The 24,340-nt window shown below is 62.8% G+C and carries 27 protein-coding genes and 1 pseudogene; 20 read left to right on the top strand and 8 right to left on the bottom strand.

All coding sequences use genetic code 11. The features are described 5' to 3' along the window. The first annotated feature begins 3 nt into the window (after positions 1–3). The 16 genes and pseudogenes from NJ69_RS23060 to recX all read left to right on the top strand — a co-directional run bounded on the left by NJ69_RS23060 (position 4) and on the right by recX (position 14,386). A complete protein-coding gene (locus NJ69_RS23060; protein ID WP_348529591.1) occupies positions 4–3,192 on the top strand; it encodes a tail fiber protein in 3,189 nt (1,062 codons plus the stop codon). A gap of 8 nt (positions 3,193–3,200) precedes the next feature. Continuing rightward, positions 3,201–3,932 carry a tail fiber assembly protein gene (locus NJ69_RS12665; RefSeq protein WP_080754754.1) on the top strand — a complete coding sequence of 244 codons (732 nt, stop codon included), beginning with the start codon at positions 3,201–3,203 and terminating at the stop codon, positions 3,930–3,932. 87 nt (positions 3,933–4,019) lie between these two features. Next, positions 4,020–5,186, top strand: coding sequence for a phage tail sheath subtilisin-like domain-containing protein (locus NJ69_RS12660; RefSeq protein WP_039579537.1), 1,167 nt, complete (start codon positions 4,020–4,022; stop codon positions 5,184–5,186). A gap of 13 nt (positions 5,187–5,199) precedes the next feature. Then, the gene (locus NJ69_RS12655; protein WP_029613455.1) at positions 5,200–5,709 is read left to right on the top strand and encodes a phage major tail tube protein; all 510 of its coding nucleotides are present in this window, start codon (positions 5,200–5,202) and stop codon (positions 5,707–5,709) included. Positions 5,710–5,719: 10 nt separating this feature from the next. Beyond that, positions 5,720–6,022 (top strand): phage tail assembly protein, encoded by a 303-nt coding sequence (locus NJ69_RS12650; protein WP_039579535.1) that lies wholly within the window; start codon positions 5,720–5,722, stop codon positions 6,020–6,022. Between the two features lie 757 nt (positions 6,023–6,779). Next, on the top strand, positions 6,780–8,372 hold the full coding sequence (locus NJ69_RS12645; RefSeq protein WP_039579534.1) for a hypothetical protein: 1,593 nt from the start codon (positions 6,780–6,782) through the stop codon (positions 8,370–8,372). Between the two features lie 15 nt (positions 8,373–8,387). Beyond that, the gene (locus tag NJ69_RS12640) at positions 8,388–9,233 is read left to right on the top strand and encodes a phage tail protein (RefSeq protein ID WP_039579532.1); all 846 of its coding nucleotides are present in this window, start codon (positions 8,388–8,390) and stop codon (positions 9,231–9,233) included. Beyond that, complete coding sequence (locus NJ69_RS12635) at positions 9,208–9,414, top strand: tail protein X (protein WP_029613458.1); 207 nt, start codon at positions 9,208–9,210, stop codon at positions 9,412–9,414. The genes NJ69_RS12640 and NJ69_RS12635 overlap by 26 nt, the downstream gene beginning before the upstream one ends. A gap of 35 nt (positions 9,415–9,449) precedes the next feature. Beyond that, complete coding sequence (locus NJ69_RS12630; RefSeq protein ID WP_039579529.1) at positions 9,450–10,484, top strand: phage late control D family protein; 1,035 nt, start codon at positions 9,450–9,452, stop codon at positions 10,482–10,484. A 32-nt stretch (positions 10,485–10,516) separates the two neighbouring features. After that, positions 10,517–10,660 (top strand): annotated as a pseudogene (locus NJ69_RS22925) (Com family DNA-binding transcriptional regulator); the annotation flags it as partial. A 52-nt stretch (positions 10,661–10,712) separates the two neighbouring features. Further along, positions 10,713–11,069 carry a hypothetical protein gene (locus tag NJ69_RS12625; RefSeq protein WP_029613460.1) on the top strand — a complete coding sequence of 119 codons (357 nt, stop codon included), beginning with the start codon at positions 10,713–10,715 and terminating at the stop codon, positions 11,067–11,069. A 73-nt stretch (positions 11,070–11,142) separates the two neighbouring features. Continuing rightward, a complete protein-coding gene (locus NJ69_RS12620) occupies positions 11,143–11,691 on the top strand; it encodes a glycoside hydrolase family 19 protein (protein ID WP_039579527.1) in 549 nt (182 codons plus the stop codon). Positions 11,692–11,723: 32 nt separating this feature from the next. Then, positions 11,724–12,185, top strand: a complete 462-nt coding sequence (locus tag NJ69_RS12615) for a lysis system i-spanin subunit Rz (protein WP_052192223.1) — start codon at positions 11,724–11,726, stop codon at positions 12,183–12,185. 58 nt (positions 12,186–12,243) lie between these two features. After that, positions 12,244–12,726 (top strand): CinA family protein, encoded by a 483-nt coding sequence (locus NJ69_RS12610; protein WP_039579524.1) that lies wholly within the window; start codon positions 12,244–12,246, stop codon positions 12,724–12,726. 105 nt (positions 12,727–12,831) lie between these two features. Next, positions 12,832–13,899, top strand: coding sequence for a recombinase RecA (gene recA / locus NJ69_RS12605; RefSeq protein WP_039579520.1), 1,068 nt, complete (start codon positions 12,832–12,834; stop codon positions 13,897–13,899). 19 nt (positions 13,900–13,918) lie between these two features. After that, the gene (recX, locus tag NJ69_RS22430; protein WP_080754751.1) at positions 13,919–14,386 is read left to right on the top strand and encodes a recombination regulator RecX; all 468 of its coding nucleotides are present in this window, start codon (positions 13,919–13,921) and stop codon (positions 14,384–14,386) included. Between the two features lie 58 nt (positions 14,387–14,444). Here the strand turns inward: recX and NJ69_RS12595 are convergent, their stop codons facing one another. Both NJ69_RS12595 and NJ69_RS12590 read right to left on the bottom strand, forming a co-directional pair. Then, positions 14,445–15,563 (bottom strand): LOG family protein, encoded by a 1,119-nt coding sequence (locus NJ69_RS12595; RefSeq protein WP_029613465.1) that lies wholly within the window; start codon positions 15,561–15,563, stop codon positions 14,445–14,447. Between the two features lie 324 nt (positions 15,564–15,887). Next, complete coding sequence (locus NJ69_RS12590; RefSeq protein ID WP_029613466.1) at positions 15,888–16,310, bottom strand: quorum-sensing-regulated virulence factor family protein; 423 nt, start codon at positions 16,308–16,310, stop codon at positions 15,888–15,890. A gap of 220 nt (positions 16,311–16,530) precedes the next feature. On the opposite strand from NJ69_RS12590, the gene NJ69_RS12585 reads away from it, so the two are divergent. From NJ69_RS12585 to NJ69_RS12575, 3 genes are all read left to right on the top strand, one after another. Next, a complete protein-coding gene (locus NJ69_RS12585) occupies positions 16,531–17,241 on the top strand; it encodes a tRNA-uridine aminocarboxypropyltransferase (RefSeq protein ID WP_029613467.1) in 711 nt (236 codons plus the stop codon). 167 nt (positions 17,242–17,408) lie between these two features. After that, entirely contained in the window at positions 17,409–18,059 is a 651-nt protein-coding gene (erdR, locus tag NJ69_RS12580; RefSeq protein ID WP_029613468.1) for a response regulator transcription factor ErdR, read from the top strand. A 68-nt stretch (positions 18,060–18,127) separates the two neighbouring features. Further along, positions 18,128–18,493 carry a diacylglycerol kinase gene (locus tag NJ69_RS12575; RefSeq protein WP_029613469.1) on the top strand — a complete coding sequence of 122 codons (366 nt, stop codon included), beginning with the start codon at positions 18,128–18,130 and terminating at the stop codon, positions 18,491–18,493. A 3-nt stretch (positions 18,494–18,496) separates the two neighbouring features. Here NJ69_RS12575 and finR read toward each other — a convergent pair whose 3' ends face one another. Then, entirely contained in the window at positions 18,497–19,423 is a 927-nt protein-coding gene (gene finR / locus NJ69_RS12570; protein WP_029613470.1) for a LysR family transcriptional regulator FinR, read from the bottom strand. Positions 19,424–19,543: 120 nt separating this feature from the next. Here finR and fpr point away from each other — a divergent pair, with 120 nt between their 5' ends. Further along, positions 19,544–20,323 carry a ferredoxin-NADP reductase gene (gene fpr, locus NJ69_RS12565; RefSeq protein ID WP_029613471.1) on the top strand — a complete coding sequence of 260 codons (780 nt, stop codon included), beginning with the start codon at positions 19,544–19,546 and terminating at the stop codon, positions 20,321–20,323. 105 nt (positions 20,324–20,428) lie between these two features. Here fpr and tsaA read toward each other — a convergent pair whose 3' ends face one another. From tsaA to rimO, 5 genes are all read right to left on the bottom strand, one after another. Continuing rightward, positions 20,429–21,124: a tRNA (N6-threonylcarbamoyladenosine(37)-N6)-methyltransferase TrmO gene (tsaA, locus tag NJ69_RS12560; protein ID WP_039579514.1), complete on the bottom strand. Its 696-nt coding sequence runs from the start codon at positions 21,122–21,124 to the stop codon at positions 20,429–20,431. Between the two features lie 7 nt (positions 21,125–21,131). Then, positions 21,132–21,593, bottom strand: a complete 462-nt coding sequence (locus NJ69_RS12555) for a DUF1456 family protein (protein ID WP_029613473.1) — start codon at positions 21,591–21,593, stop codon at positions 21,132–21,134. Positions 21,594–21,640: 47 nt separating this feature from the next. Then, entirely contained in the window at positions 21,641–22,351 is a 711-nt protein-coding gene (locus NJ69_RS12550; RefSeq protein ID WP_039579511.1) for an rRNA pseudouridine synthase, read from the bottom strand. Positions 22,352–22,462: 111 nt separating this feature from the next. Beyond that, entirely contained in the window at positions 22,463–22,921 is a 459-nt protein-coding gene (locus NJ69_RS12545; protein ID WP_029613474.1) for a GNAT family N-acetyltransferase, read from the bottom strand. A gap of 86 nt (positions 22,922–23,007) precedes the next feature. Continuing rightward, positions 23,008–24,339 (bottom strand): 30S ribosomal protein S12 methylthiotransferase RimO, encoded by a 1,332-nt coding sequence (rimO, locus tag NJ69_RS12540; protein ID WP_039579508.1) that lies wholly within the window; start codon positions 24,337–24,339, stop codon positions 23,008–23,010. Position 24,340: the final 1 nt, after the last annotated feature.

The raw sequence follows: 24,340 nt of genomic DNA, 5'->3' as shown, positions 1-24,340 counted from the left end.
GATATGGCGTTTGGCCGCACCGGCATCGCGGTGGGTACCTACCGCAGCGTACAAGTGGACAAGTACGGGCGTGTGGTCGCGGCCACCAATCCCACGACGGCCAGCGGTTATGGGCTGACCGACGTCTATACCAAATCGGAAACCTATAACCGTAGCGAAATTGCCAAAGCCATTCTCGATGCAGTCACCAGTGCTGTGAACGGACTGGTCGATTCCGCGCCTGGTGCTCTGGACACCCTCAAAGAGCTGGCCGCTGCCATTGGCAACGACCCGAACTTTGCCACGAGCATGGTCAACGAGTTGGCGAAGAAGGCCCCGCTGCTGTCGCCCAAGTTCACCGGCGCACCGGAAGCGCCCACGCCCTCGGCGAGTAGCACGGGTCTGCAAGTCGCCAACATGAGCGCTCTGGCAACTGCTATCGCGGCTTCGTCTCGACAATTCAAGACGGCCGTGATCGGACTGAGCACCAACACCACGTTGACCGCGGCGCAGATGGGCAACGCCGTACAGTTCAATTCCGGTGCCTTGACCCTGACCTTGCCGGCACTGGCTGACGTAGGCAATGGGGCGTCGGTGATGTTGCGCAACCCATCGGCGACCGCGACGCAGACCATCGTGGTGGCGTCATCCGGCTCGATTGTGGACGGCGGTAGCACCAGCGGGTCGCTTGCATTGAAACCCTTCGAGTGGGCGGAACTGGCTTCGTCCGGCAGTGCGTGGTTCGTGGTAGGGCGCGGGAAGTTGAAGGAAGTGGCGCAGATCGACTCGCCGTCGTTCAGCGGATCGCCCACCGCGCCGACGCTCGCTGCCACAGACGTCTCCAATGGTTTGGCGACGATGTCGGCCGCGCGCTCCATCTTGGCCTACTTCGGGCTGGGCTCTACGGAGCCTGGCAAAGGCTTGCCCGGCTCGGTTGCAGACGTGGCGAAGTTACCGGCGGGTAACTACTACTACCCGCCGGCCATCTCGCCCTACGGCGACTTCGCGTTCGTGCAGCGCATGGTGTTCGCTGGCAACAAGGGCTTCGAGATCGGCAACATCCCCTACACGGATCGGTTCCTGGGGCGTGCCAGCAATCAGGACGGGACCTGGCGCGATCCAGTGGAGCTCGCCAGGAAAGACAGCCCGGCCTTCACCGGCACGCCCACGGCGCCCACCCAGCCGCTCGGTAACAATACCGACAGGTTGGCCACCATGGCCGCGCTGTTCCAGGCGGTGAATACCTACAAGCGCAACTATACCGGCAACGTTATGCAGGTCGGAGCGAACATCACGCTCCAAGGTACGCAGACTGGTTATGCCTTCAACGTCACGGCGCCGGTGACCATCACGCTGCCCAGCGCAGAAGAGGCCGGGGCGGGTGGCACGTTCGTCATCCGCAACGTCAGCCCTGGTGTCGTCACCATCACTACTGCGATCAGCCAATTGTTCGAGCGCAACAGCGGCGCATCGTCGATGACCATGCAACCGGGCGAATGGCTCGAACTGCAGGCCTCGCGTAGCAGCTACGTGGTCAATCAACGCGGCATCCTCGACGAAATCGGAAAAACCGTGGCCGATGCACTGGCGGCCGTCGGGTTGGGCACTCAAGTCGCGCCGTTGTGTGGCGACTGTAATGCACAAGCCACCAGTGGCTTCTTCTTCGTCAGCTCCAGCCAGACGACCAACCTGCCGTTTCAGAGCAACGGTTTCCTGCTGCAATGCCCTTGGAACGGCAACTCTGCGGCGCTGCAGATCTATGCGGCTGCTTCGGTCGACAAGTTGATGTACCGCACCAAGTCTTCCGGGGCTTGGCGTGCATGGAAAGAGCTCCCGTCACTGGACGGTGTGCTCGGTGCGATCAACAACAACTCGCGCAGTTTCCGTACGCAGGCGGCCGTTGGTATTTCAGCCAACATCACGCTGAACACCTCGACCCACTTGGGCGCATTGTTCCAGTTCAACGCCGACGCCCTCACGGCTACGCTACCGTCCTCGGCGAGCGTGCCAGACGGTTCCGTCGTGACGTTGCGCAACCCTCGCGTCAGCACTCAAACGATGGCTGTCTCGGCAGGGGCGATTGTCGAAGAGGGGGTCGCCGCCGCGAAGATGACGCTACGGGCCTATGAGTGGGCAGAGTTCACGTCTTCTGCAACAGAGTGGTTCGTGAGCGCCCGCGGCAAGCTCAAGGAAGCGGCCACGGTCGAGTACGTCCAGGACATCTACGCTCCGCTGAAAGATCCGGTGTTCAGCGGCAAGCCGAGCGTGCCGACGCAGAAAGCCAACGATGCCTCCAAGAGCGTGGCCAACACTGAGTATGTCGAGCAGGCCAAGCGGAGTTTCTCAGGACCGGTACTGGGGCTCAGCTCCAGCATGACCTTGAGCGCTGCGCAGTCGGGGCGGCTGTATCAGGCCAATGCGAACAACCTGACCGTCACCCTGCCGGCGCCGGCCGATGCACCCTCCGGTACGACATACGCGTTTCGCAATCCAAGCGGCGGCACGCTCTCGATCACTACCGCCAGCGGCACCATCGCGGCCGGCGTTGCACTGACCACACTGGTGCTGCAAAGCGGTGAGTATGTCGAGATGGTCAACAACACCAGCACCGGCTGGTTTGTGTCCAGTCGGGGGAAGTTGGCCGAGACGCCAACGGTCGACGCGATGAAAGCGGCAGATGCTGCGGCCATCGCGACAGCGGCGCCGCCCGGCCAGGTCGCATTTTTTGCGCGCAGCGCGCCGCCTGCGGGCTGGCTCAAGCGTAACGGAGCAGCCTACTCGCGCACCGCCTATGCCGACCTGTTCGCGGTGATCGGGACCAGCTTCGGCGCCGGCGACGGCTCGACCACCTTCAATGTGCCGGACGACCGGGAACTGATCGATCGCGCGTGGACCGATGGCCTCAACGCGGCCGATGCGGGACGGGCATTGTTCTCGACCCAGGCGGGGCAGAACCAGGCGCATACCCACACGGGCACCACCAACAGCGCCGGTGCGCACCAGCACACCACGCAGTTCATCCGTGAGCGGATCGGATCGGGCTTCGTGGAGGAGGGTGGGAACGCTGTGTTGGGTGATCAGCTAAGTGACGGCATTCAAACGATGACGTCCTCAGTCAGTGGTGCGCATGCACACACCCTGAGCATCAGCAGCACCGGTGGCAATGAGACGCGCATGGCTAACCGGGCCTACCTGGCCTGTATCAAGTATTGAGGTGATGTATGAGTGACGAAGTAAGCGGCCAGCAGGCGCCGCAGGCACCGCAGGAGCACTACGAGCTGGCGGCGCCATCGGATTCGTCCGGCTCTGCCAAGACTTTGCCCTGGTGGCAGTTGGCGGGTGTCGAAGCCCCCAAGGTCTGCAATGTGCACCGTGATACCGGCGAGTACGTCGGCCTCGGCGAGGCGGACCCCAGTCCGCTGGAGCCGGGCGTCTGGGTACTACCGGCCTGCAGCTACCGACTCGAGGCGCCAGTGTTCGAAGCGGGCTTCGCTGCCCTGATCAATCGCGACGGCACCGGCTGGGAGCGCGTCGCTGACCATCGCGGCGTCACGGTGTACAGCACCGGCACCGGTGAGCCCCAACAATGGCAGGCCTTGGGCGATCTGCCCCAGGGCTACACCCTGCAGGCGCCGACAACGGCGTTCGACACCTGGGAGGGCGAGCAGTGGGTGCCGGATGAGGCCGCTATGGCCGAGGCGGCTCGACGCAGTGCCTACCTCAAGCAATCGCTGGCCAGCCAGTACGCCACTTCACGCATCAACACGCTGCAGGATGCCGTGGATCTGGGTATGGCCACCGACAGCGAAACCGACGCGCTCAAAGCGTGGAAAGTCTATCGCGTAAAACTAGGGCGTCTGGACATCAACGTCAGCGTTCCGGCTGACGACGAATGGCCAAACAGCCCCAATGATCAAGCGCTGGTCGCCTGGCTGGCCTCGCAAACCGAATGAACGCCCCGCACTGCCGGGGCGTTTTCTTTCCTGCTGTACCACTAGGGCCCCGCATGCGGGGCTTTCTCTTATCTGGAGATTAGTTCTATGAGTGGATTCTTCCACGGCGTCACCGTCACCAACGTCGACACCGGCGCACGCAACATTGCCCTGCCGTCGTCCTCGATCATCGGCCTGGTCGACACCTTCACCGAAGGAGCCGGCGTCTCGGCCAAGGCCAACGACCTGGTGCTCATCACCAGCGAACGCGAAGCGGTCGCCGCCTTCGGCGCCGATGCGGCGATCACCAAGGCCTGCCGCGCCATCTACAGCCGCGCCAAGGCGGTGATCGTCGCCTGTGGCGTGGCCAAGCTCGACGACTCGGCCGAACAGACCGCCGCCGTCATCGGCAGCGTGCTGGCCGATGGCAAGCGTACTGGCCTGCAGGCCCTGCTCGACGGCAAGAGCCGGTTCAACGCCCAGCCCCGTTTGCTGGTCGCCCCCAAGCACAGCGCCACCCAGGCGGTCGGTACCGCGCTGGTGGCCTTGGCCGACAAGCTGCGTGGCATCGCCATCATCGACGGTCCGGCGACCACCGATGAAGCGGCCGTGGCTTACGCCAAGAACTTCGGTGCCAAGCGTGCCTTCCTGGTCGACCCAGGCGTGCGCTACTTCGACACCGCTGCCGAAGCCACGGTCGATGCGCCGAGCTCGGCGTGGGTCGCGGGCCTGTTCGCCTGGACCGACCGCGAGTACGGCTTCTGGGCCTCGCCGTCGAACAAGGAGCTGGTGGGCATCACCGGCACCACCCGTCCGGTGGAGTTCCTCGATGGCGATGACAGCTGCCGCGCCAACCTGCTGAACAACGCCAACATCGCCACCATCATCCGCGACGACGGCTTCCGTCTGTGGGGCAACCGCACCCTGTCCAGTGATCCGAAGTGGGCCTTCGTCACCCGCGTGCGCACCCTGGACATCGTCATGGACGCGATCCTCTACGGCCACAAATGGGCCGTCGACCGCTCCATCACCGCCACCTACGTCAAGGACGTCACCGAGGGCCTGCAGGCCTTCATGCGCGACCTGAAGAACCAGGGCGCGATCATCAACTTCGAGGTCTTCGCCGACCCGGAGCTGAACACCGCCGGCCAGCTGGAGCAGGGCAAGGTGTACTGGAACATCCGCTTCACCGACGTCCCGCCTGCCGAAAACCCCAATTTCCGCGTCGAAGTCACCAACCAGTGGCTGACCGAAGTCCTCGATACCGCCGCTTAAGGAGCGCATCTACATGGCAATGATTCCCGAAACCCTGGCCAACCTGAACCTGTTCGTCGACGGTGTGAGCTTCCAGGGCGATGTCCCCAGCCTGACCCTGCCCAAGCTCACCCTGAAGATGGAAGAGCACCGTCCCGGTGGCATGGACATGCCGGTCCACATGGACCAGGGCATGGAAAAGCAAGAGGCGGCCTTCACCACCACCGGCGTGCGCCGCGAGTCGCTGAAGTTCTTCGGCCTGGCCGACGGCACCGCTTTCAACGGCACCTTCCGCGGTGCCTTCAAGGGCCTGAAGGGCCAGATCAACCCGGTCATCGTCACCCTGCGCGGTTCGCTCAAGGAAATCGACATGGGCGACTGGAAGTCCGGCGACAAGGCCGAGATCAAGCACAGCGTCGCGCTGACCTACTACAAGCTGGAGGTCGACGGTCGCCTGGTCTACGAAATCGATGCCCTGGGCATGAAGCGGGTCATCGACGGCGTCGATCAACTGGCGGCGCAGCGTGCTGCGCTGGGCCTGTAAGGAGCGCCGCATGACTGAGCAGACTACGCAGCCGTCCTGGCTGCACCTGACCGCCGAGCGCGTCACCGTGCGCCTGTCGCGTCCCAGCGAGGCCAACGGCGTGCAGGTCGACAGCCTGTCGCTGCGCGCCCCGACGGTGCGTGACATGCGCAACGCCCAGGCTGGCGGTGCCAAGGATGACGAGCAGCGCGAACTGAACCTGTTCGCGTCGTTGGCCGAAGTCGGCATCAAGGACCTCGAAGGCCTGACGCTGAAGGACTACGGCCGCTTGCAGGCCGGGTACTTTCGCTTGGTGCAGGACGACGCGGTTTGACCCTGCCCGGCAGAAGGCCGCCGCCAGGCGGCTGGCCAAGGAGCTGAACTTTTCCGCAAGCGAAATCATGGCCATGTCGTTCAGCGACATGGCCTGGTGGCTGTCGGATTGAGAGGAATACTGCATGGCGAAACAACCAGAGATTGTTCTGGGGGAGGCCTACGCATCCCGTTCGGCCTCCCCGAATGCGTTCGAGGCCTACCGCGCCAGGTTTGCTGATCACTGGGCGTCTTACGATTATGCGCCTGTGCAGGCATCCCCGGTTGCGGGGCAGTGGCATCCCCCTTGGAGCGCGATGGGGGACACCCACGCGTCTGGACCCGCATCAACCGCTGCGCAGGGGGGCTACAGGCCGGCGTTTGCCGGCCTTGGTGCACCTTATGCTGCTGCGTCCTTCCCGGACGGCAAATCGCAGCCCAGTGTCCCTGGAATGGGCAGCCCGACTGCCTCGGTTGCTAACGTCAATTCAGGCGTCGAGGGGGCGGTGCCAAAGGGCGCCGTTGTTCTTGCGCCGACCGTGGTTACCGCTGAACCTGAGCCAAGAGTCCGGCCCTCCAGATCGCGAAGCAGGGCTAAGCGGGCCAAACGAAGCGCACCGCGTCCGGTGAAATCCGCAGTTGCAGTTGCGCAGTCACCCCGGACGGCTGGGGGCGAGACGGTTTCGAGGTCACCGGTCGCCGCAGTCGAGCCCTCCCGTGTACACAGGGCGCTTGAGGAAGCCAGGGGTGCACGATCCGGCACGGCGCTGGACATCGCGTTGAGGGGGACTTTCACCGCCTTTAATGCCAAGACGCCCGAGCAACAGGTTGCCGGCTATGCGAGCGCGTTCGGAGCGCCATTGGCAGGGCTGCTGGGCAAGACTGCAGGCGCGTTCCTGTTCAAAGGGGCTGCTGGCAAGGTGGCGTCGGAGGTGGGTGGCATCGGATTCAGCATGGCCGCCGATAAAGCAGGGCCGGTCCTCGGCAAAGCACTGATGGCTACGCCCGCCGTGGGAGCAAGCAACACCGATTCTTCGCCACAGGTCGAGGCCGCCCCGCCGCAGGTCGATCCGTACTCGAAGATGATGCACACCATCAAGGATGCGGTCGCCACGACTGGCGTTGTCGCCAGCGGCGCAGCGCTCTGGGAGTCGGCCAAGCAACGTCTCTGGCGTGGGCCGCTGCCCTCACTCACTTCCGCACTGAGCAAGGGGCTGGCTTACAATCCTGTGACCTGGCTGGCCGTTGAAGGGGCTGCCAAGTGGGCGTACACCGCCGCGACTGCCAAAACGGCCGAGGAGCGCGGTGCCGGTTATGGTGGTGCAGTGGGCGGTGTGTTGTTGGGCGCCGGAGCAGGGGCGGCGCTCACCGGGATGGGCTTGCCTCAAGCCGCACCGATGGGCGTCATGATTGGTAATTTTCTAGGCGACCAACTCGGTTCGGCCATCGGTGGCTACATTGGCGCGACGTTCTTTTCATCCGAGGCAGAAGCTGCAAAAGGCGCTGACGAGCCAGCGGCGTCACCGCCACAAGCGATTTCGCTACAACCGCAGGACGGCTCTGTGCGTGTGACCGAGGGTCCTGAACCCGTGATCGCCAGCACCACCGAACAGCGCGCCCAGTCGATCGTCACGCCTGACAGACCGCTCTGGCCGCCCAGGATCCCCAGCCCTTCGCTCGTACCGGGCATCGCACCCTTGCCACCACTCGACATTCAGATTCCCGGTCACGCGGCGGCAGGCACCAAGTCCCGGCCCGTCCAACCCCGTCAGAAACCGTCAAGGCCGGCTTCTACGGTGGGGCTACCGAAGATTGAGGCGCAGGCCTCTGAGGCGGCAGCAAAGGGTGGAATGGTCAAAGCCGGCGTGTCGTCAGAGCCAACGCCGGTCCGAGTAAAACCTGTCGTTTCGCTGGGACGTGTCGTCGACAAGCCGTCTTCCCACGCGCCTCGCCAGGCGCCGAATCCCACGCGCGATCAGCGACCTGCCGAATCGTCTTCCAGCGCAGTGGGCAACCCGACATGGCCACCGACCCTGCCCGGCATGTCGATGATGCCAGGCATCGCGCCAGTACCGATTCGCTTCCCGCTGTCGGTGAGTCTGCAACGACCGGCGGCGCAGGTCACCGTGCCCGCAACCAGCAGCAGGCTGCCCGAAGACGTTTCGCCGCCGCCCGTCGCCGTCAACGCGACTGCGCAGGCTGTGGTCAGTCAGCCACTCAATTTCACCACCCACATCCCCATCACGGTGCAAGGCCCGGCCGTTGACCACGACCAGTTGACGCTGGACCTGGAAGCGGCCGTGCGCAGCGTGCTGGAGAAACGGCAAAGGGCCGAGGAGGCCCGCTTGGCGGATCCTCTGCGAGGCTTTTGAACGGGAGCGACATTCATGACCTACCTGGAGCAGTTGCAAGGTGCACTGCACGCCCTGGTCAAGGCGGGCGAGGAGGGTCGCCAGCGTGCCGGTGCCATGCTCGATCCGATGGATCAGGCGGTGGACCACGTCAAGCAGGCGGCAAGCGAACTCGAAGCCTTGCCTTGGGTTGGGCCGGCTATTGGCAAGCGCCTGCAGCGCACGATGCGCGCCCTCGACTCGGCGCAGGGGCGAGTGAACAAAGTGATCGCCCGCTATGACAAGACGGTCGATGAGGTGCGCAAGGTCCAGGCACGCATCGACACCTTCTCAGAGCACTTGGGCAAGGCGGGGGCGGCGATCCGCAAAGTGGTCGGCGACGTTCGCGCCGTCGGCCGCGGGGTACTGGCCGCGTTCGGTTTCGCGCCGCTTACCACCCCGGCCGCCGAGGCGGTCAAACCCTTTCCTCATCTATTGGTGCTGCAGCCACTCAAGCCCAATGCAGCGCCTTACTACTTCAACCTCGACACCGCCGCGTTCGACCAACTGCGCCGGCAGACCCGTTTCCGCTGGGCTGCGCAGGAGCGTTTGAGTCGTGACAGCGCCCAGCAGGCCGTCGCCCAAGGCGAGGAAACCATCAGCATTCGGGGGGCGATTTTTCCCTCCTTCAAAGGTGGCCTGGGCCAGTTGCAGACCCTGCGCAGCATCGGTCGGCAGTTGCTGCCGTTGAGCCTGACCACCGGTTACGGCGAGGTGCTCGGCAACTGGTGCCTGACCAGCATCGACGAAGACCAGAGCAACCTGCTGGCCGGTGGCATTCCACGCAAACAGGGTTTCTCACTGGAGTTCACACGCTATGGCGAAGATCTGCAAAACGTCTGACGGCGATCTGCTCGACACCCTCTGCCAGCACTATTACGGCCATCTGCAGGGCACGGTGGAAGCCGTGCTGCAGGCCAATCAAGGACTGGCGGACGTCCCCCAACCGCTGCCTGCCGAGGTGGTCATCCTGCTGCCGGACCTACCGACCTCCATGGCCAGCGCCGTGCAGCTTTGGGACTGAGTGCCCCTGTTTTTTTCGCAATGGAGACCTGAATCATGAGACCCGTCTTCAGCATCCGCGCCGACGGCCAGGACATCACCGCGCTGATCAACGACCGTCTACTGTCGCTGCGTACCACCGACAAGCCGGGGCTGGACTCCGACGACTTCGAATTGCGCATCGACGCGCGTGATGGCGCCTTGGCCCTGCCGTCACGTGGCGCGGTGCTGGAGGTGCACCTGGGTTATGCCGGTCAGCCGCTAACCTTGCTCGGCCGCTTCACGGTCGATGAGGTGGAGCTGTCCGGTCCACCGGACACCCTCGTCATTCGCGGCAAGGCCAGCGACCTGTGCGGCAGTGGCAGGACCATTCGCAGTGGCAGTTGGGAGAACGTCTCGTTGCAGCGCATCGTCGCCGAGATCGGTGCGCGCAACGGCTGGCAGTCCATCTGCCCAGTCACGCGGGTGATACCGCGGGTCGACCAGTTTCGCGAGTCGGACTTCAACTTCATCACCCGGCTGGCCCGCCTGTATGACAGCACCGCCAAGCTTGCCAACGGCCAGTTGCTGGTGCTGCCGCGCCAAGGCGGCCAGAGCGCCAGCGGCCAGGCGTTGGGGGTGGTGACGCTCAAGCGCAGCGAGGTCAGCCAGTGGCAGTTTCGCCTGGACGACAAGGCTTCGCGCAAGGCGGTGCGCACCTGCCACCAGAGTCCAGCCAGCGGCGTCCGCGAGGTGGTCGAGTTGGTTAACGACAACACCTCGGGCAGCGCCCGGCCGGTGCACATGGACCGTCATCTGTACCCCAACCGCGCCGCTGCCGAACAGGCCGCGCGTGCGCACCTGGCCAGCTTCAACCGCGACACGGCCCATGTGCGTCTGGACATGCCAGGGCGCACCGACCTGTTCGTCGAGCGCAGCCTTGATATCAGCGGTTTCGTCGACGGGCTCGATGGCCAGTACCTGATCGATTCGGTCGAGCAGGTGTTCACCCCGTCGGGCTGGCGCACCTCCGTGCAGTGCAATGGTGGCAAGACCGGCAAGGCTGCAAGCAAAGGCCATCGACCCCGCAAGGCCGGCTCGCTCAAGGCGTGAACCGGTCCAATCCATCCGCAAAGGAGCCGCCGATGTTCGTCGACTTTCGCTGCGGCCAGTGCAAGAAGCTGCTGGCGCGCATCACCCCCGCTTCCGAGCTCCAGATCAAATGCGGTCGCTGCCGCACCTTGAATCATGTGAAAGCCTCGTGCTTCGAGCCTTCGCCTTCGAGCGATCACTTGGCGGAGATGTCCGCCGATCCCACCGATAGCAATGGAGAATGTCATCATGTCGCTCACCGCACAGGAAATTCAGGACTGCAAGGCGCTGGTCACCAGCATTTGGGGGGCCAGCGTGGCCAATAACCTCGACTACAACGAGGAGGTGGTGGAAGTGGTGCGTACCACCGTCGAGCAGATCAGCCTTTGTTCGCAACGGCTGGCCGAGCTCTTCTCCAACTTGATCGTCGTTGTCGGCGGCGTCGCCGCCGCCGTGTACTCACGGATGTGGATGCTCAAGGAAGCGCAACGGATTGCCGATCTCATCGATGATCTGAGCCAGGCCAACCTTCAGGCCCGCGCCTGCATCGCGCAAGCAGCGGCGACCTATCGCTCGCCGTTGGAAATGGCCTCGCTGGGCATCTGACCCGACGCCTTCAATCACTCTCTGAAACCGCCCAGGCATTGCCTGGGCTTTTTTCGTGATACGGAGGTAGCGCATGCTCACCGAGACGCAACTCACTCAGATTTTTCCCCTGGCCGGCCAACGTGCCGGTCTGTTCATCGATCCGCTCAACGCGGCCATGGCGCATTGGCAGATCGATCATCCCAAGCGTATGGCCGCCTTCCTGGCTCAGATCGGCCATGAGTCAGGGCAACTGCGCTACGTCAGGGAGTTGGGCAGTGATGCCTATCTGTCGCGTTACGACACCGGTGCGCTGGCGCTGCGCCTGGGTAATACGCCACAGGCCGATGGCGACGGTCAGCTGTACCGTGGCCGAGGTCTGATCCAGGTGACCGGGCGCAACAACTACCAGGCCTGCAGTCGTGCGCTGTTCGGCGACGAGCGCCTGCTGGCGCAACCGCAACTGCTCGAGCAACCACGCTGGGCCTGCGAATCAGCGGCGTGGTTCTGGCAGTCGCGAGGGCTCAATGCCCTGGCTGACCAGGGTGAGTTCAACCGCATTACCCGACATATCAACGGCGGCCTGAATGGCCTCGACGAGCGCCTCAAGCTCTGGGCCCGTGCCCGGGAGGTGCTGTGCTGAGCCGCTGGCAGGTTGCCGTGTGCGCCGTGCTGATGCTGGCGGCGGCCACCTTGGCCTGGCAGGTGCAGGGCTGGCGCTGCGAGCGATTGCTGGCCGAGTCCGAGCAGTTGCAGGCGCAGCAGCGGGTCGAGCAGGCCGAGGTGCTGCATGCCCAACTGCGTCGCGAGCAGGAACAGCGCCTGGGGCTCGAGGCCCGCCTGAGCGACAGTGAATCCAGACATTTCCAGGAATTGACCGATGCCCAACGCCATCAAGCTCGCCTGCGTGACCGCCTTGCTACTGCCGATCTGCGCCTGTCGGTCCTGGTCGAGCGCGACACCGCCTGCACCCCAGTGCCCGCCGCCACCGGCGCCGGCGGCGTGGATCATGGCGCCGTACGCGCCCGACTTGACCCGGCGCATGCTCGACGAATTATCGCCATCACCGACGACGGCGACCGCGGACTGATCGCCCTGCGTGCCTGTCAGGCCTACATTCGCGCGCTGGCACCTTGAACACTTGCCTGGGCGGGCGAGGGTGGTAGGGTAGTGCGCTGTCACCCAGGAGCCTGTCATGGACCCCATCACCGTTCTTTCTGCACGCCTGGGCGAGCACCTGAGCCGTCTCGAGGCACAGGTGAGCACCGCCGAATCCTGCACCGGCGGTGGCATCGCCGAGGCCATTACCCGCGTGTCCGGCAGTTCGGCCTGGTTCGAAGCCGGATATGTGACCTACTCCAATGCTCAGAAAACGCGCCAGCTTGGCGTGCCGCCGCCGCTGTTCGAGCAGGTCGGTGCGGTCAGCCAGGAAGTGGTCGAGGCCATGGTGCGTGGCGCGCAGGCCGCTAGCGGTGCACGTTTCGCCGTGGCTGTCAGTGGTATTGCGGGGCCGGGCGGCGGCTCGCCGCTCAAGCCTGTGGGTACCGTATGGCTGGCTTGGGCCGATGGCGCGCGCGTCGTCAGCGAGCGCCGCCAGTTCGACGGCGACCGCGAAGCGGTGCGGCGGCAAACGGTGCTGGCCGCGTTAGACGGCTTGTTACAGCTTGGCGGGGAGTAAATCGCTGGACGGGGGTAGGCGGAAAGAATTCCCTGTGGAATAATACTGGCTACTTATACAGGTATTCCCGGCCATCAGGGCCAAGTCGAACACGTGAGGATTTCAATGGACGACAACAAGAAGCGCGCCTTGGCTGCGGCCCTGGGTCAAATCGAACGCCAATTCGGCAAGGGCGCAGTCATGCGCATGGGCGACCACGAGCGCCAAGCGATTCCCGCCATTTCCACCGGCTCCCTGGGGCTGGACATCGCCCTCGGCATTGGCGGCCTGCCAAAGGGCCGGATCGTCGAGATCTACGGTCCGGAGTCCTCGGGTAAGACCACACTGACGCTGTCGGTCATTGCCGAAGCTCAGAGAAGTGGTGCCACCTGCGCCTTCGTCGATGCCGAGCACGCCCTTGATCCCGAGTACGCTGGCAAGCTGGGCGTTAACGTCGACGATCTGCTGGTCTCCCAGCCAGACACTGGCGAGCAGGCCCTGGAAATCACCGACATGCTGGTGCGCTCCAACGCCGTTGACGTGATCATCGTCGACTCCGTGGCGGCTCTGGTGCCCAAGGCTGAAATCGAAGGCGAGATGGGTGATATGCACGTCGGCCTGCAGGCCCGTTTGATGTCCCAGGCGCTGCGCAAGATCACCGGTAACATCAAGAACGCCAACTGCCTGGTCATCTTCATCAACCAGATCCGTATGAAGATCGGCGTGATGTTCGGTAGCCCGGAAACCACCACCGGTGGTAACGCGCTGAAGTTCTACGCCTCCGTACGTCTCGACATCCGCCGCACCGGCGCGGTGAAGGAAGGCGACGAAGTGGTCGGTAGCGAGACCCGCGTCAAAGTGGTCAAGAACAAGGTCTCGCCACCGTTCCGTCAGGCCGAGTTCCAGATTCTCTACGGCAAGGGTATCTACCGTAATGGTGAGATCATCGACCTGGGCGTTTCTCAAGGCTTGGTCGAAAAATCCGGTGCCTGGTACAGCTACCAAGGCAACAAGATCGGTCAGGGCAAGGCCAATGCTGCCAAATACTTGCAAGAAAACCCAGCCATCGGTGCTGAAATCGAGAAGCAGATTCGCGACAAGCTGCTCAATGCTGGCGCGGTAGCTGCTGCGGGCAAGACTGCAGCCGCCCAGGCAGATGCCAGCGACGTAGCCGATGCAGACGCCGGTTACTGATCCATACGGTTGAGCGCCAATGTCCGTCGTACTCGACACGCCTGTCGCCGTTCGGCGCACTGCCATGGATCTACTCGCCCGCCGCGAACATGGTCGGGTTGAGCTGACACGCAAGCTGCGCAAGCGTGGCGCTACAGATGAGCTGATCGAGCCTGCCCTTGATCGGCTCGCTGAAGAAGGGCTCTTGAGTGAGGCCCGCTATCTGGAAAGCTTCATCAATTATCGGTCCAATGCTGGCTACGGTCCCTCGCGAATTCGTGAGGAACTGGGCCAGCGTGGGTTGGACCGGGGTGATGTGGAGCAAGCGCTGCATGATAGCGGCGTCGACTGGGCAGCTCGATTGCGTGACGTTTGGCAACGGAAATTCACAGGCGAGCGCCCTCAAGACCCACGCAGCAGGGCGCAGCAAACACGTTTTTTGGCGTACCGAGGTTTTTCTCTGGACATGATCGGTCGGCTGCTTAGCGGGCGCGATCTTGATGACTGACGGCCGTAGGGATGACCTGACAGGTGCTTGTCAGGTCAGCCCTACGGCCGTTTTTCATTCAGCCACTCTTCAAGGCTCCCTGATTGGGTTCAGTCGCATGCTTTGGCATGGACTCAGACCAGTTTTCCGGCAGGTTGATGAAATCCACCAGTTCTCGTAAGCGGCCTTGATCTCGTCCTGTGAAGGCGAAGGTCAGGCGGGCCAAGTGACTGTAACGATCATCCTCGTGTTCCGCACTGCTAGCGGGCATTTGCTCGAAGCTTGCGCTCAGGCACAAGTCAGCAAATGTATCCCGAACCTCGTTTAGTGCTGCCTCGCTCAAGGGATGCTGTATGCGCAGCACGAACTGGCTCTTCAGCCAGCGGCTTGAGTGGTAGTTGCTGTAGAACTGATTGATCTCCTGCACGGCCTCTTCGGCGCTGTGTACCAGGCGTACCAGTTTGAGGTCTCGCGGCAGAATGTAGCGGTTCTCTTCCAACTGACGGCTGATGAAGCCCAGCGCTTCCTGCCAGAAGCTGCCATCGTGCGAGTCCAGCAAGACCACCGGCACCAAGGGGCTTTTACCGGTCTGGATCAACGTCAGTACTTCGAGTGCTTCATCGAGGGTGCCGAATCCGCCAGGGCAGAGCACCAAGGCATCGGCCTCTTTGACGAAGAACAGTTTGCGGATGAAGAAGAAGTGAAAGGGCAGCAGCTTGTCCGTGCCGTCCACTGTCGCATTGGCATGTTGCTCGAACGGCAACCTGATATTGAAACCCAGACTGTTTTCAGCCCCTGCGCCTTCATGGGCCGCAGCCATGATGCCGCCCCCGGCGCCTGTGATGACCATGAGCTCCGAACGCGCCAGCGTGGCACCGAGCTCACGCGCGAGGGAATACATAGGATGTTCCTGGGGCGTGCGCGCGGAGCCGAATACGGTGACTTTGCGTCGCCCTTTGTAGCGCTCCAGTATTCGGAATGAATGCTCCAGTTCACGCAGCGCCTGTAGCGTGATCTTGGCGTTCCAGCGGTCGGCATCATCACAGGCCATGCGCAGGATGGTCAGCATCATGTCGCGATAGAGTGGCAGGTTGGGGCTGTCCGGCGCCGCTTGCTGGAGCAGCCCGTCGACGGCGCTCAGGTCGAGGCCTTGTCCGCTGAAGTACTCGGATAACTGCTCATTGGATGAATAGGGCATTCAACGTCTCCTTGTGCAGCAAAACCTTCGACCGGATGACCTCATGTCCCGATCACAACGCTGCATGTGTCAATAATGGCTGACGCTGGAGTGTACAGGCGGAGTATTGCATTGGGTTTGTACCCCGCGCGCGAACCGTGGCCCGCTCGCTCGGTCAGCAATGTTGCGGCCGACGTTGATTTTCAATCTAGCCGCTAGGCGACAGTCTCGCCGATTGAGGGACTCAGCGCGAACAGATGGAGTGATGGGAGGGCAAGATGGGGAGGGCATGAATTTGCGCGCCGATGAACCTCAACGGCGCGCGGGGAACCGACGAGTGTCGAGTTACTTCTTCTTGTTGCCGGCCTGGCAGCTGGCGGAATCGAACGCCTGATCCATGACCGGCTGATTGGTCTTGTACACCGTGAAGCGGTACACCATCACCGCGCCTTTGGTCATCAACTGACGGTAACCGGTGTTGTGGCACACGCTCTGGCCCAGTTGGTCGCGAACCTGCTCAGGATTCTGCTGCATGCGCGCAGCATGTTGAGCACGCACACTCAGATGATTGACCAGCGCCTTGCCCTTCTCCACGGTGTAGCCCTGGTCGAGGATGTCCTCATTGATGGCGCGAGGTGTGCCGACACTGCTCTCCTTGGCAACCTTCTGCAGCATCTGCTCCAGCTCGTAGTCCTGCTTGGACGCCGCCTGGGCTGCCAGTGGCAGGGCGAGCATCAGGCTCAGGGTCGGGACGATAAGACGCAGCATGAATCTCTCCTGGTTCGGTGACTGGCGCTTGGACAGGTGCAGAGGGGCGGCGTTCCATGAACTGACCGGGTCTGAGCGTCGGGCGCCGCGAGGGGTCGATTATAGGCGCGGGCGGCAGGGGTCTGCACGCCAATCCTGTATGCGCTCTGGTAAACTGCGGCCTTTGTTCCCGTCGAGTCGCCTCCGTGTTCGTCCCGATCTCCGCTGCAGGCTTGCAGCCATGAGTCACGCAGTCGCGCGTCTGCGCGCCGAGCGTCTGGCTCGCAGCAATAAACCCTTTATCGCCCGTGGTTCGCGCGCCGAGCGCTGCCCGGACTGTCGAGTAATTGCCAGCCATTGCCTGTGCGCCTGGAAGCCCCGTGTCGATGCGCGTGCGGGTATGTGCCTGGTGATGCATGATACCGAACCGCTGAAACCGACCAACACAGGTTGGCTGATCGCCGACCTGATCCAGGACACCTGGGCCTTTGGCTGGCAGCGCACAGATGTGGATCCGCGTCTGCTGGCACTGCTCGAGCATCCCCATTGGCAGCCCTATATCGTATTTCCCGGCGAGTTCGTCGAGCCGCAGCGCGTGGTCAACGAGGTGGCATGCGATCCCGGCAAACGGCCGTTGTTCATCCTGCTCGACGCCACCTGGACCGAGGCGCGCAAGATGTTTCGCAAGAGCCCTTACCTCGACCGCTTTCCGGTCTTGAGTCTGGAGGCCGAGCAGATGTCGCGCTATCGCCTGCGCCGTTCCAAGCGCGATGATCATTTCTGTACTGCCGAAGTGGCCGCCATGTGCCTGGATCTGGCCGGCGATCAACGCGCCTCTCAAGCGCTGGACGCCTACCTCGATGTATTCAGCCTTCATTACCTGAGTGGCAAACGGCACTTGGCACTGGACCCCGACGATGAGGCGCATCGGCGCTTGCATACCTTCCTATAGTCCAAGGTGCAGGCCGGCCGGACAGGTTCATACTGTGAGGACGGCCGCAGGCGCCAAACCGCTGGGTAATTGGCTTGACCCTCTGCACGGTGCTCGGCATCCTTGGCGCCGATTCGGCCACGAAGTCGCCGTTGCCGTGCTCGACACAGAACAGGACCCCTGGATCGATGGCTACATACGAAATCCTGATTGCCGATGACCACCCGCTGTTTCGCAGCGCGTTGCGCCAGGCCGTGACCCTCGGTCTCGGGCCACAGGTGCGCTTGGTGGAAGTCGCCAGCATCGCCGAGCTGGAAACCCGCCTCACTGAAAAAGCCGACTGGGACCTGGTCTTGCTCGATTTGAACATGCCGGGCGCCTACGGTTTTTCCGGGCTTGTCCTGCTGCGTGGGCAGTATCCGCAGATTCCGGTGGTGATGGTGTCCGCACAGGAAGAAGCGGCGGTGGTGGTCAAGTCCCGTGAATTCGGTGCCAGCGGCTTCATTCCCAAGTCCAGCCCCTTGGAAACCATTCAAGATGCGGTGCAGAAGGTACTGGACGGCGAGGTGTGGTGGCCGCCCCAGGCGTTCGACAAAGTCGATGTTTCGGCCGAGGCCAAGGCTGCCAGCGAGGGGCTCGCCAGCCTTACGCCGCAGCAGTTCCGGGTGCTGACCATGGTCTGCGAAGGCTTGCTGAACAAGCAGATCGCCTATGAACTGAACGTTTCCGAGGCCACCATCAAGGCCCACGTCACGGCCATCTTCCGCAAGCTGGGGGTGCGCACCCGGACGCAGGCTGCGCTGCTGCTGCAACAACTTGAATCGGTATCGACGCACTGACGCGAGCGGCTTCACGCTTTTTTGACCCGGCCTGCACTAGCCTGCCGGCTTTTCCCAGGTGGACCTTCATGTCGCCATTCAAGGGCCAGACCGGCCTGAAACGTATCTTCAATGCAGCTGGCTACTCCCTGGACGGCCTGCGCGCCGCTTTCAAGGGCGAGGCGGCCTTTCGCCAACTGGTACTGCTCAATGTGCTGTTGATTCCCGCGGCCTTCTGGTTGCCGGTCAGCCGGGGCGAGCGCGCCATGCTCATTGCCGTCTGCTTGTTGGGGCTGATCGTCGAATTGCTCAACTCGGCAGTCGAGGCTGCCATTGATCGCATCTCGCTGGAGCGCCATCCCTTGTCGAAGAACGCCAAGGACATGGGCAGCGCGGCGCAATTGGTGGCGCTGAGCATGGTTGCACTGGTCTGGGGTGTGATCCTGCTCGGCTAGTGCTCAGGCAATGGCCGGCAGCACGATCTCATCGCTACGTCGCACGCCGGCCGTGAAGTTGCGGCACAGTTCGAGAAACTCGCGCATGGCCGAGGTCTGGTACTTCTGTTTGTGCCAGATGAAATAGAACTGCCGCAGTAGATCCAACTCCGGGGTTTCTACCGCCACCAGGCTGCCGCGCCGGAAGGCATCGCGCAGGGCCAGTCGGGAAATGCAGCCGATGCCAAGGCCCGATTCCACGGCGCGCTTGATCGCCTCGGTGTGTTCGAGTTCCAGGCGAATGTTCAGGTTGGCACGGTGATGGCGCATGGCCTGATCGAAGGTCAGACGCGTGCCCGAGCCTTGCTCGCGCAAGATCCAGGCTTCCTGGGAGAGCGCCGCGATGTCGGCCCGGCCGGTTTTCGCCATTGGATGCTGGGGCGCGCAGAACACCACCAATTCGTCTTCGACCCAGGGCTGCACCTCTAGGTCAGGATGGCTACAGTCGCCTTCGATCAGACCCAGGTCAATTTCGTAGTGCGCCACCTGGTGCACAATGTGCGCGGTATTTTGCACGTGCAGCTTAACCTGGCTTTCCGGGTGCACCTGCATGAAGCTGCCAATCAGCAGGGTCGCCAGGTAGTTGCCGATGGTGAGGGTTGCGCCGACCGCCAGCGAGCCGAAGCCAGACTTGCCATTGAGCAGGTCTTCGATCTCCTTGGCCTGGTCGAGCAACGCCACGGCTTGCGGCAGCAGTTGGTGTCCCAGGGCATTGAGACTCAGGCGCTTGCCGGCGCGATCGAACAACTGGCAACTGGATTGGCGTTCCAACTCAGTGATCGAGGTACTCGCGGCCGACTGCGACAGCGCCAGCAGATGAGCAGCCCGCGACACGCTCTGATGCTGGGCGACGGCGACGAAGACCTGAAGTTGACGAAGCGTGAATCGCATATCTATATAACCGATAACACTTATCTTGATAATTAAGTTAACAGATATTCCCGCTGCCCCTAAACTATCGCGCAATTGTGCGCCCGTGCGCGCTGCGTTTTTCTTCAGGAGCCCCACTCGATGAGCAACATGAACCACGAACGTGTCCTCAGTGTGCACCACTGGAACGACACCCTGTTCAGCTTCAAGTGCACCCGCGACCCGGGCCTGCGCTTCGAGAACGGTCAGTTCGTGATGATCGGCCTACAGCAGGAAGGCGGCCGTCCGCTCATGCGTGCCTACTCGATCGCCTCGCCCAACTGGGAAGAACATCTCGAGTTCTTCAGCATCAAGGTGCCTGATGGTCCACTGACCTCCCAACTGCAGCATTTGAAGGAAGGCGACGAGATCATCATCAGCAAGAAGCCCACCGGCACCTTGGTGCTGGATGACCTGAATCCGGGCAAGCACCTCTATCTGCTGAGCACCGGCACCGGCCTGGCGCCGTTCATGAGCGTGATTCAGGATCCTGAAACCTATGAGCGCTTCGAGAAGGTCATCCTGGTTCACGGCGTACGCTACGTAAATGAAGTCGCGTACCGCGAGTTCATCACCGAGCACCTGCCGCAGAACGAGTTCTTTGGTGAGGCGGTTAGGGAAAAGCTGATTTACTACCCCACTGTGACCCGCGAACCGTTCGAGAATCAGGGTCGACTGACCGACCTGATGCGCAGCGGCAAGCTGTTCACCGACATCGGTCTGCCGCCGATCAATCCGCAGGATGACCGTGCGATGATTTGCGGTAGCCCGAGCATGCTCGATGAGACCAGCGAAGTGCTGGATAGCTTTGGCCTGAAAATCTCCCCGCGCATGCGCGAGCCAGGTGATTACCTGATCGAGCGGGCCTTCGTCGAGAAGTAAGGCGAGTCCAGCAAAAAAACGCAGACCCAGTCTGCGTTTTTTTATGGCTGCAAGTCTCTATCGCACTGGTTTCACCTGCGGCAGGGCCGGTGGCGAAAGCAGCATTCAGCCTTCGCTTGCAACTTCCAGCACCTCGATCAGCGCTGGGTGCGGATAATGCCACCGCACCTGTACATCCCAGAACTTCACGCCATACACGCGCTCCGGCGATGGCACCTGGTAAGCCGGACGTGGATCCTGTGCCAGGCATTGCTCGATGAGCTCAACCAACGGTTCTGCCAAACGCAGAGCGTGCTCGCGCGCCTGGGACAAAGCACTTTCGCCCCACTGAACAGCGATCGCCTGTGGCGCATCGCTGGCCATCTGGTTGCGTGCATCCTCGATACAGTCGGCATAAGGCACGTAGGGCTTGATGTCGAGCACCGGCGTGCCGTCCAGCAAATCGATCCCTGACAGCAGCAGCCGCCCGGGCGCTATGCCGTCAAGACGCACGACTGACTGACCGATGCCGTTGGGTCGGTGGGTTGCGCGGGTGGCAAACACCCCCATGCTTTTGTTACCGCCCAGGCGTGGAGGACGCACTTTCAAGCGTGGTGTGTCTTCCAAGGCCTGGTGGAACAGGAACAGCAGCCAGACATGGCTGACCTGCTCCAGGCCCTGCACCGCTTCGCCTTGATCGAACGGTGGCAGCAGTTCCAGCACGCCGCGAGCCGCAGGCGCCAGGCGCGGCTGACGGGGAATGGCGAACTTTTCCTTGAAGCAGGAGCGAACGATGCCGACTGGCGAGACGCTGTGTTGCATGGTCGTCTCAGCCACGCACGCGAAGGGTCAGACCCTTGAGGAAGTTACGCAGCAACTGGTCGCCGCAGGCGCGGTAGTTGTCGTGGCCGACTTTACGGAACAGGGCACTGAGCTCGGGCTTGGATACGGGGAAATCGACCGACTTGAGAATGACGTGCAGATCGTCTTCCTTCAGTTCGAAGGCCACTCGCAGTTTTTTCAGGACGGTGTTGTTGGTCACCGGCAACTCCACCGGCTGCGGCGCACGGGTGTCGTCCTTGCCGCGACGGTGGATCACCAGGCCGTCGAGAAAATGCGCCATGACCCGCTCCGGGCAGCGCACGAAACCGGCCTCGTCTTCTTTCTTGATATAGCCGGCCAGCACCACCGGGTTCACTTCGAGGCCGGACAGGGCGATGATCTCGGCCATCTTGGCGTCGTTCAGCTTGAGCATGTAGCGCAGGCTGCGCAGGACATCGTTGTGGATCATGTGAGTCGAATCCTTTTCAGGGCCACCCAGAAGGGCGGCGGTATCGCTTAGAAACGTTCGCTGCCGGCCAGGTAGCGCCATTGCCCAAGTGCCAGCTTGCCCATCGACACACCGCCAAGCCGGATGCGACGCAGGCTGAGCATCTCCAGGCGCAGGTAGGCACATAGTTCGGAAATCTGCCCAGGTTGTGGGTGCTTGATGGCCAGGCGCAAGTGAGTTTCGTTCTGCCAACTGGCCTTGGCCCGAGGCAGCTCACGGTCGTTGCGTGTGGCGCCTCGCGCCAGCCGCTCCAGGGCCTGTGGAGTAGCCTGGCCGCGCACCTCGATGATGTATTCCTGCTCGAGGCGACGCAGGTCGGCTTCCACTTTGCGGGTCACCCGCCAGTCCTGGGTGAAGACCTGCAGGCCGCTGGCGCCGCGCTCCAGCGGGGCCAGGCAGTTGAGGCGGGCGAAATGACCATGCAGTGGCCGCACACCCTCGCGATGGGCTTCGCTGAGTGTGGCCATATTCAGGCTGCTGCGGGCCGTTTCGCTGTCCATTCCAGCGGGTTGGTTGAGCAGCAGCGTCACCGGTTCCAGGCTCTCGGCACGTGCGCCAGGCAGCAACGCCACCTGCTGCGACTCGACCTTGAACTGCGGTTGCTCGATGACCACGCCGTCGACGGTGACCCAGCCTCCCTCGATATACAGTTCGGCCTCGCGGCGGGAGCAGCCGAGCTGTTCGATGAGGCGTTTTGACAGGCGGACGGGTTCGGACATGAGCAGGTATTCGCAGGGCAGGAAAAGGTGCTCATTGTACCCGTCCCTGCTGGACTGCGGCGGGCAATCTGCGCGAGCCGGGCCCTTTCATGCGATGTTCAAGGCCCGGTCCTACCCGGCGATCGCCCGCAGTTGCATGTGCAGCAGCGGATACGGCTGACCCAGCCCGTCGGTGTCCGAGCGTCCCGTCACCTCGAAGCCTTCGTGCAGGTAGAAAGCCAAAGCTTGCGTATTCTGCTCGTTGACATCCAGACGCTCGGCGCCGAGCACCTCGATGGCGTGGCGCAGCAATTTCTTGCCGACGCCTTGACCACGAGACTCCGGTGCGACGAACAGCATGTCGACATGGCCCTTGGACACGCCGGCGAAACCGAGGATGCGGCCTGCGCCATCACGGCAGCAAGTCAGCATCACAGCATCCAGGTAGCGGTTCAGGACCTGCTCGCGCAACAGCACGATGTAGTGCTCCGGCAGGAAATCGTGGGTGGCTCGGACGGAGGCTTCCCAGACGCGTACCAGCTCCGGATAGTCCGTATAGTGCGGCGTATGGAGCGTCAACGTCGAGGTCATGGTCAGCGCCTGGGATTATCGAAGAGGCCACAGCAGCGGGCGAGGCGGTTGGAAAACCGTCACGCCGCCGCCACCGGGGATGTCGCTCAGATGGGTTCGGCCCACATGTCGTACTCGTCGGCATCGACGATGCGGCAGCGCACCTTGTCGCCGGGCTTGAAGCCGTGATCGCCGTCGATGAACACGCTGCCGTCGATCTCCGGCGCATCGAAGAAGCTGCGGCCGACCGAACCCTGCTCCTCGACTTCATCGATCAATACCTCGATCTCCTTGCCGATACGCAGTTGCAGGCGTGCGCTGCTGATGGCTTGCTGGTGAGCCATGAAGCGGTCCCAGCGATCCTGCTTGACGTCGTCGGGTACCTCGTCGAGGCCCAGGTCATTGGCCGGGGCGCCTTCGACCGGCGAATACTGGAAGCAGCCGACGCGGTCGAGCTGGGCTTCGGTGAGCCAATCGAGCAGGTACTGGAAGTCTTCCTCGGTTTCGCCGGGGAAACCGACGATGAAGGTCGAGCGGATGACCAGTTCCGGGCACTGCTCACGCCACTGCTTGATGCGCGCCAAGGTGCGGTCCTCGAAGGCCGGGCGCTTCATGGCCTTGAGCACTTTCGGGCTGGCGTGCTGGAAGGGGATGTCCAGGTACGGCAGGATCTTGCCGGCGGCCATCAGCGGGATCACGTCGTCGACATTGGGGTAGGGGTACACGTAGTGCAGGCGCACCCAGGCACCCAGGCTGCTCAAGGCTTCGCACAGTTCGAGCATGCGCGTCTTGACCGGGCGGCCGTTCCAGAAGTCGGTCTTGTACTTGACGTCCACGCCGTAGGCGCTGGTGTCCTGGGATATCACCAGGATCTCCTTGACGCCCGCCTTGACCAGCCGCTCGGCTTCACTCAGCACTTCACCGACCGGGCGGCTGACCAGCTTGCCGCGCATCGAGGGAATGATGCAGAAACTGCAGCTGTGGTTGCAGCCTTCGGAAATCTTCAGGTACGCGTAGTGACGCGGGGTCAGCTTGACGCCCTGAGGCGGTACCAGGTCGATCAGCGGGTTGTGGTCCTGGCGCGGCGGGACCACTTCGTGAACGGCGTTGACCACCTGCTCGTACTGCTGAGGGCCGGTGACCGACAGCACACTGGGGTGCACGTCGCGGATAGTGCCTTCCTCGACGCCCATGCAGCCGGTGACGATGACCTTGCCGTTCTCCTTGATCGCTTCGCCGATCACTTCCAGCGATTCGGCCTTGGCGCTGTCGATGAAGCCGCAGGTATTGACCACCACCACGTCGGCGTCTTCGTAGGTCGGTACAACTTCGTAGCCTTCCATGCGCAGTTGGGTGAGGATGCGCTCGGAGTCGACCAGGGCTTTCGGGCAACCCAGGGAGACGAAGCCGACCTTCGGCGTGGCGGGAGTGGTGGACATG

Source organism: Pseudomonas parafulva, assembly GCF_000800255.1.
GTDB classification, from domain to species: domain Bacteria; phylum Pseudomonadota; class Gammaproteobacteria; order Pseudomonadales; family Pseudomonadaceae; genus Aquipseudomonas; species Aquipseudomonas boreofloridensis.
Note: the sequence above shows the minus strand (reverse complement) of the source record. Positions and strands in the feature narration are given on the sequence as shown.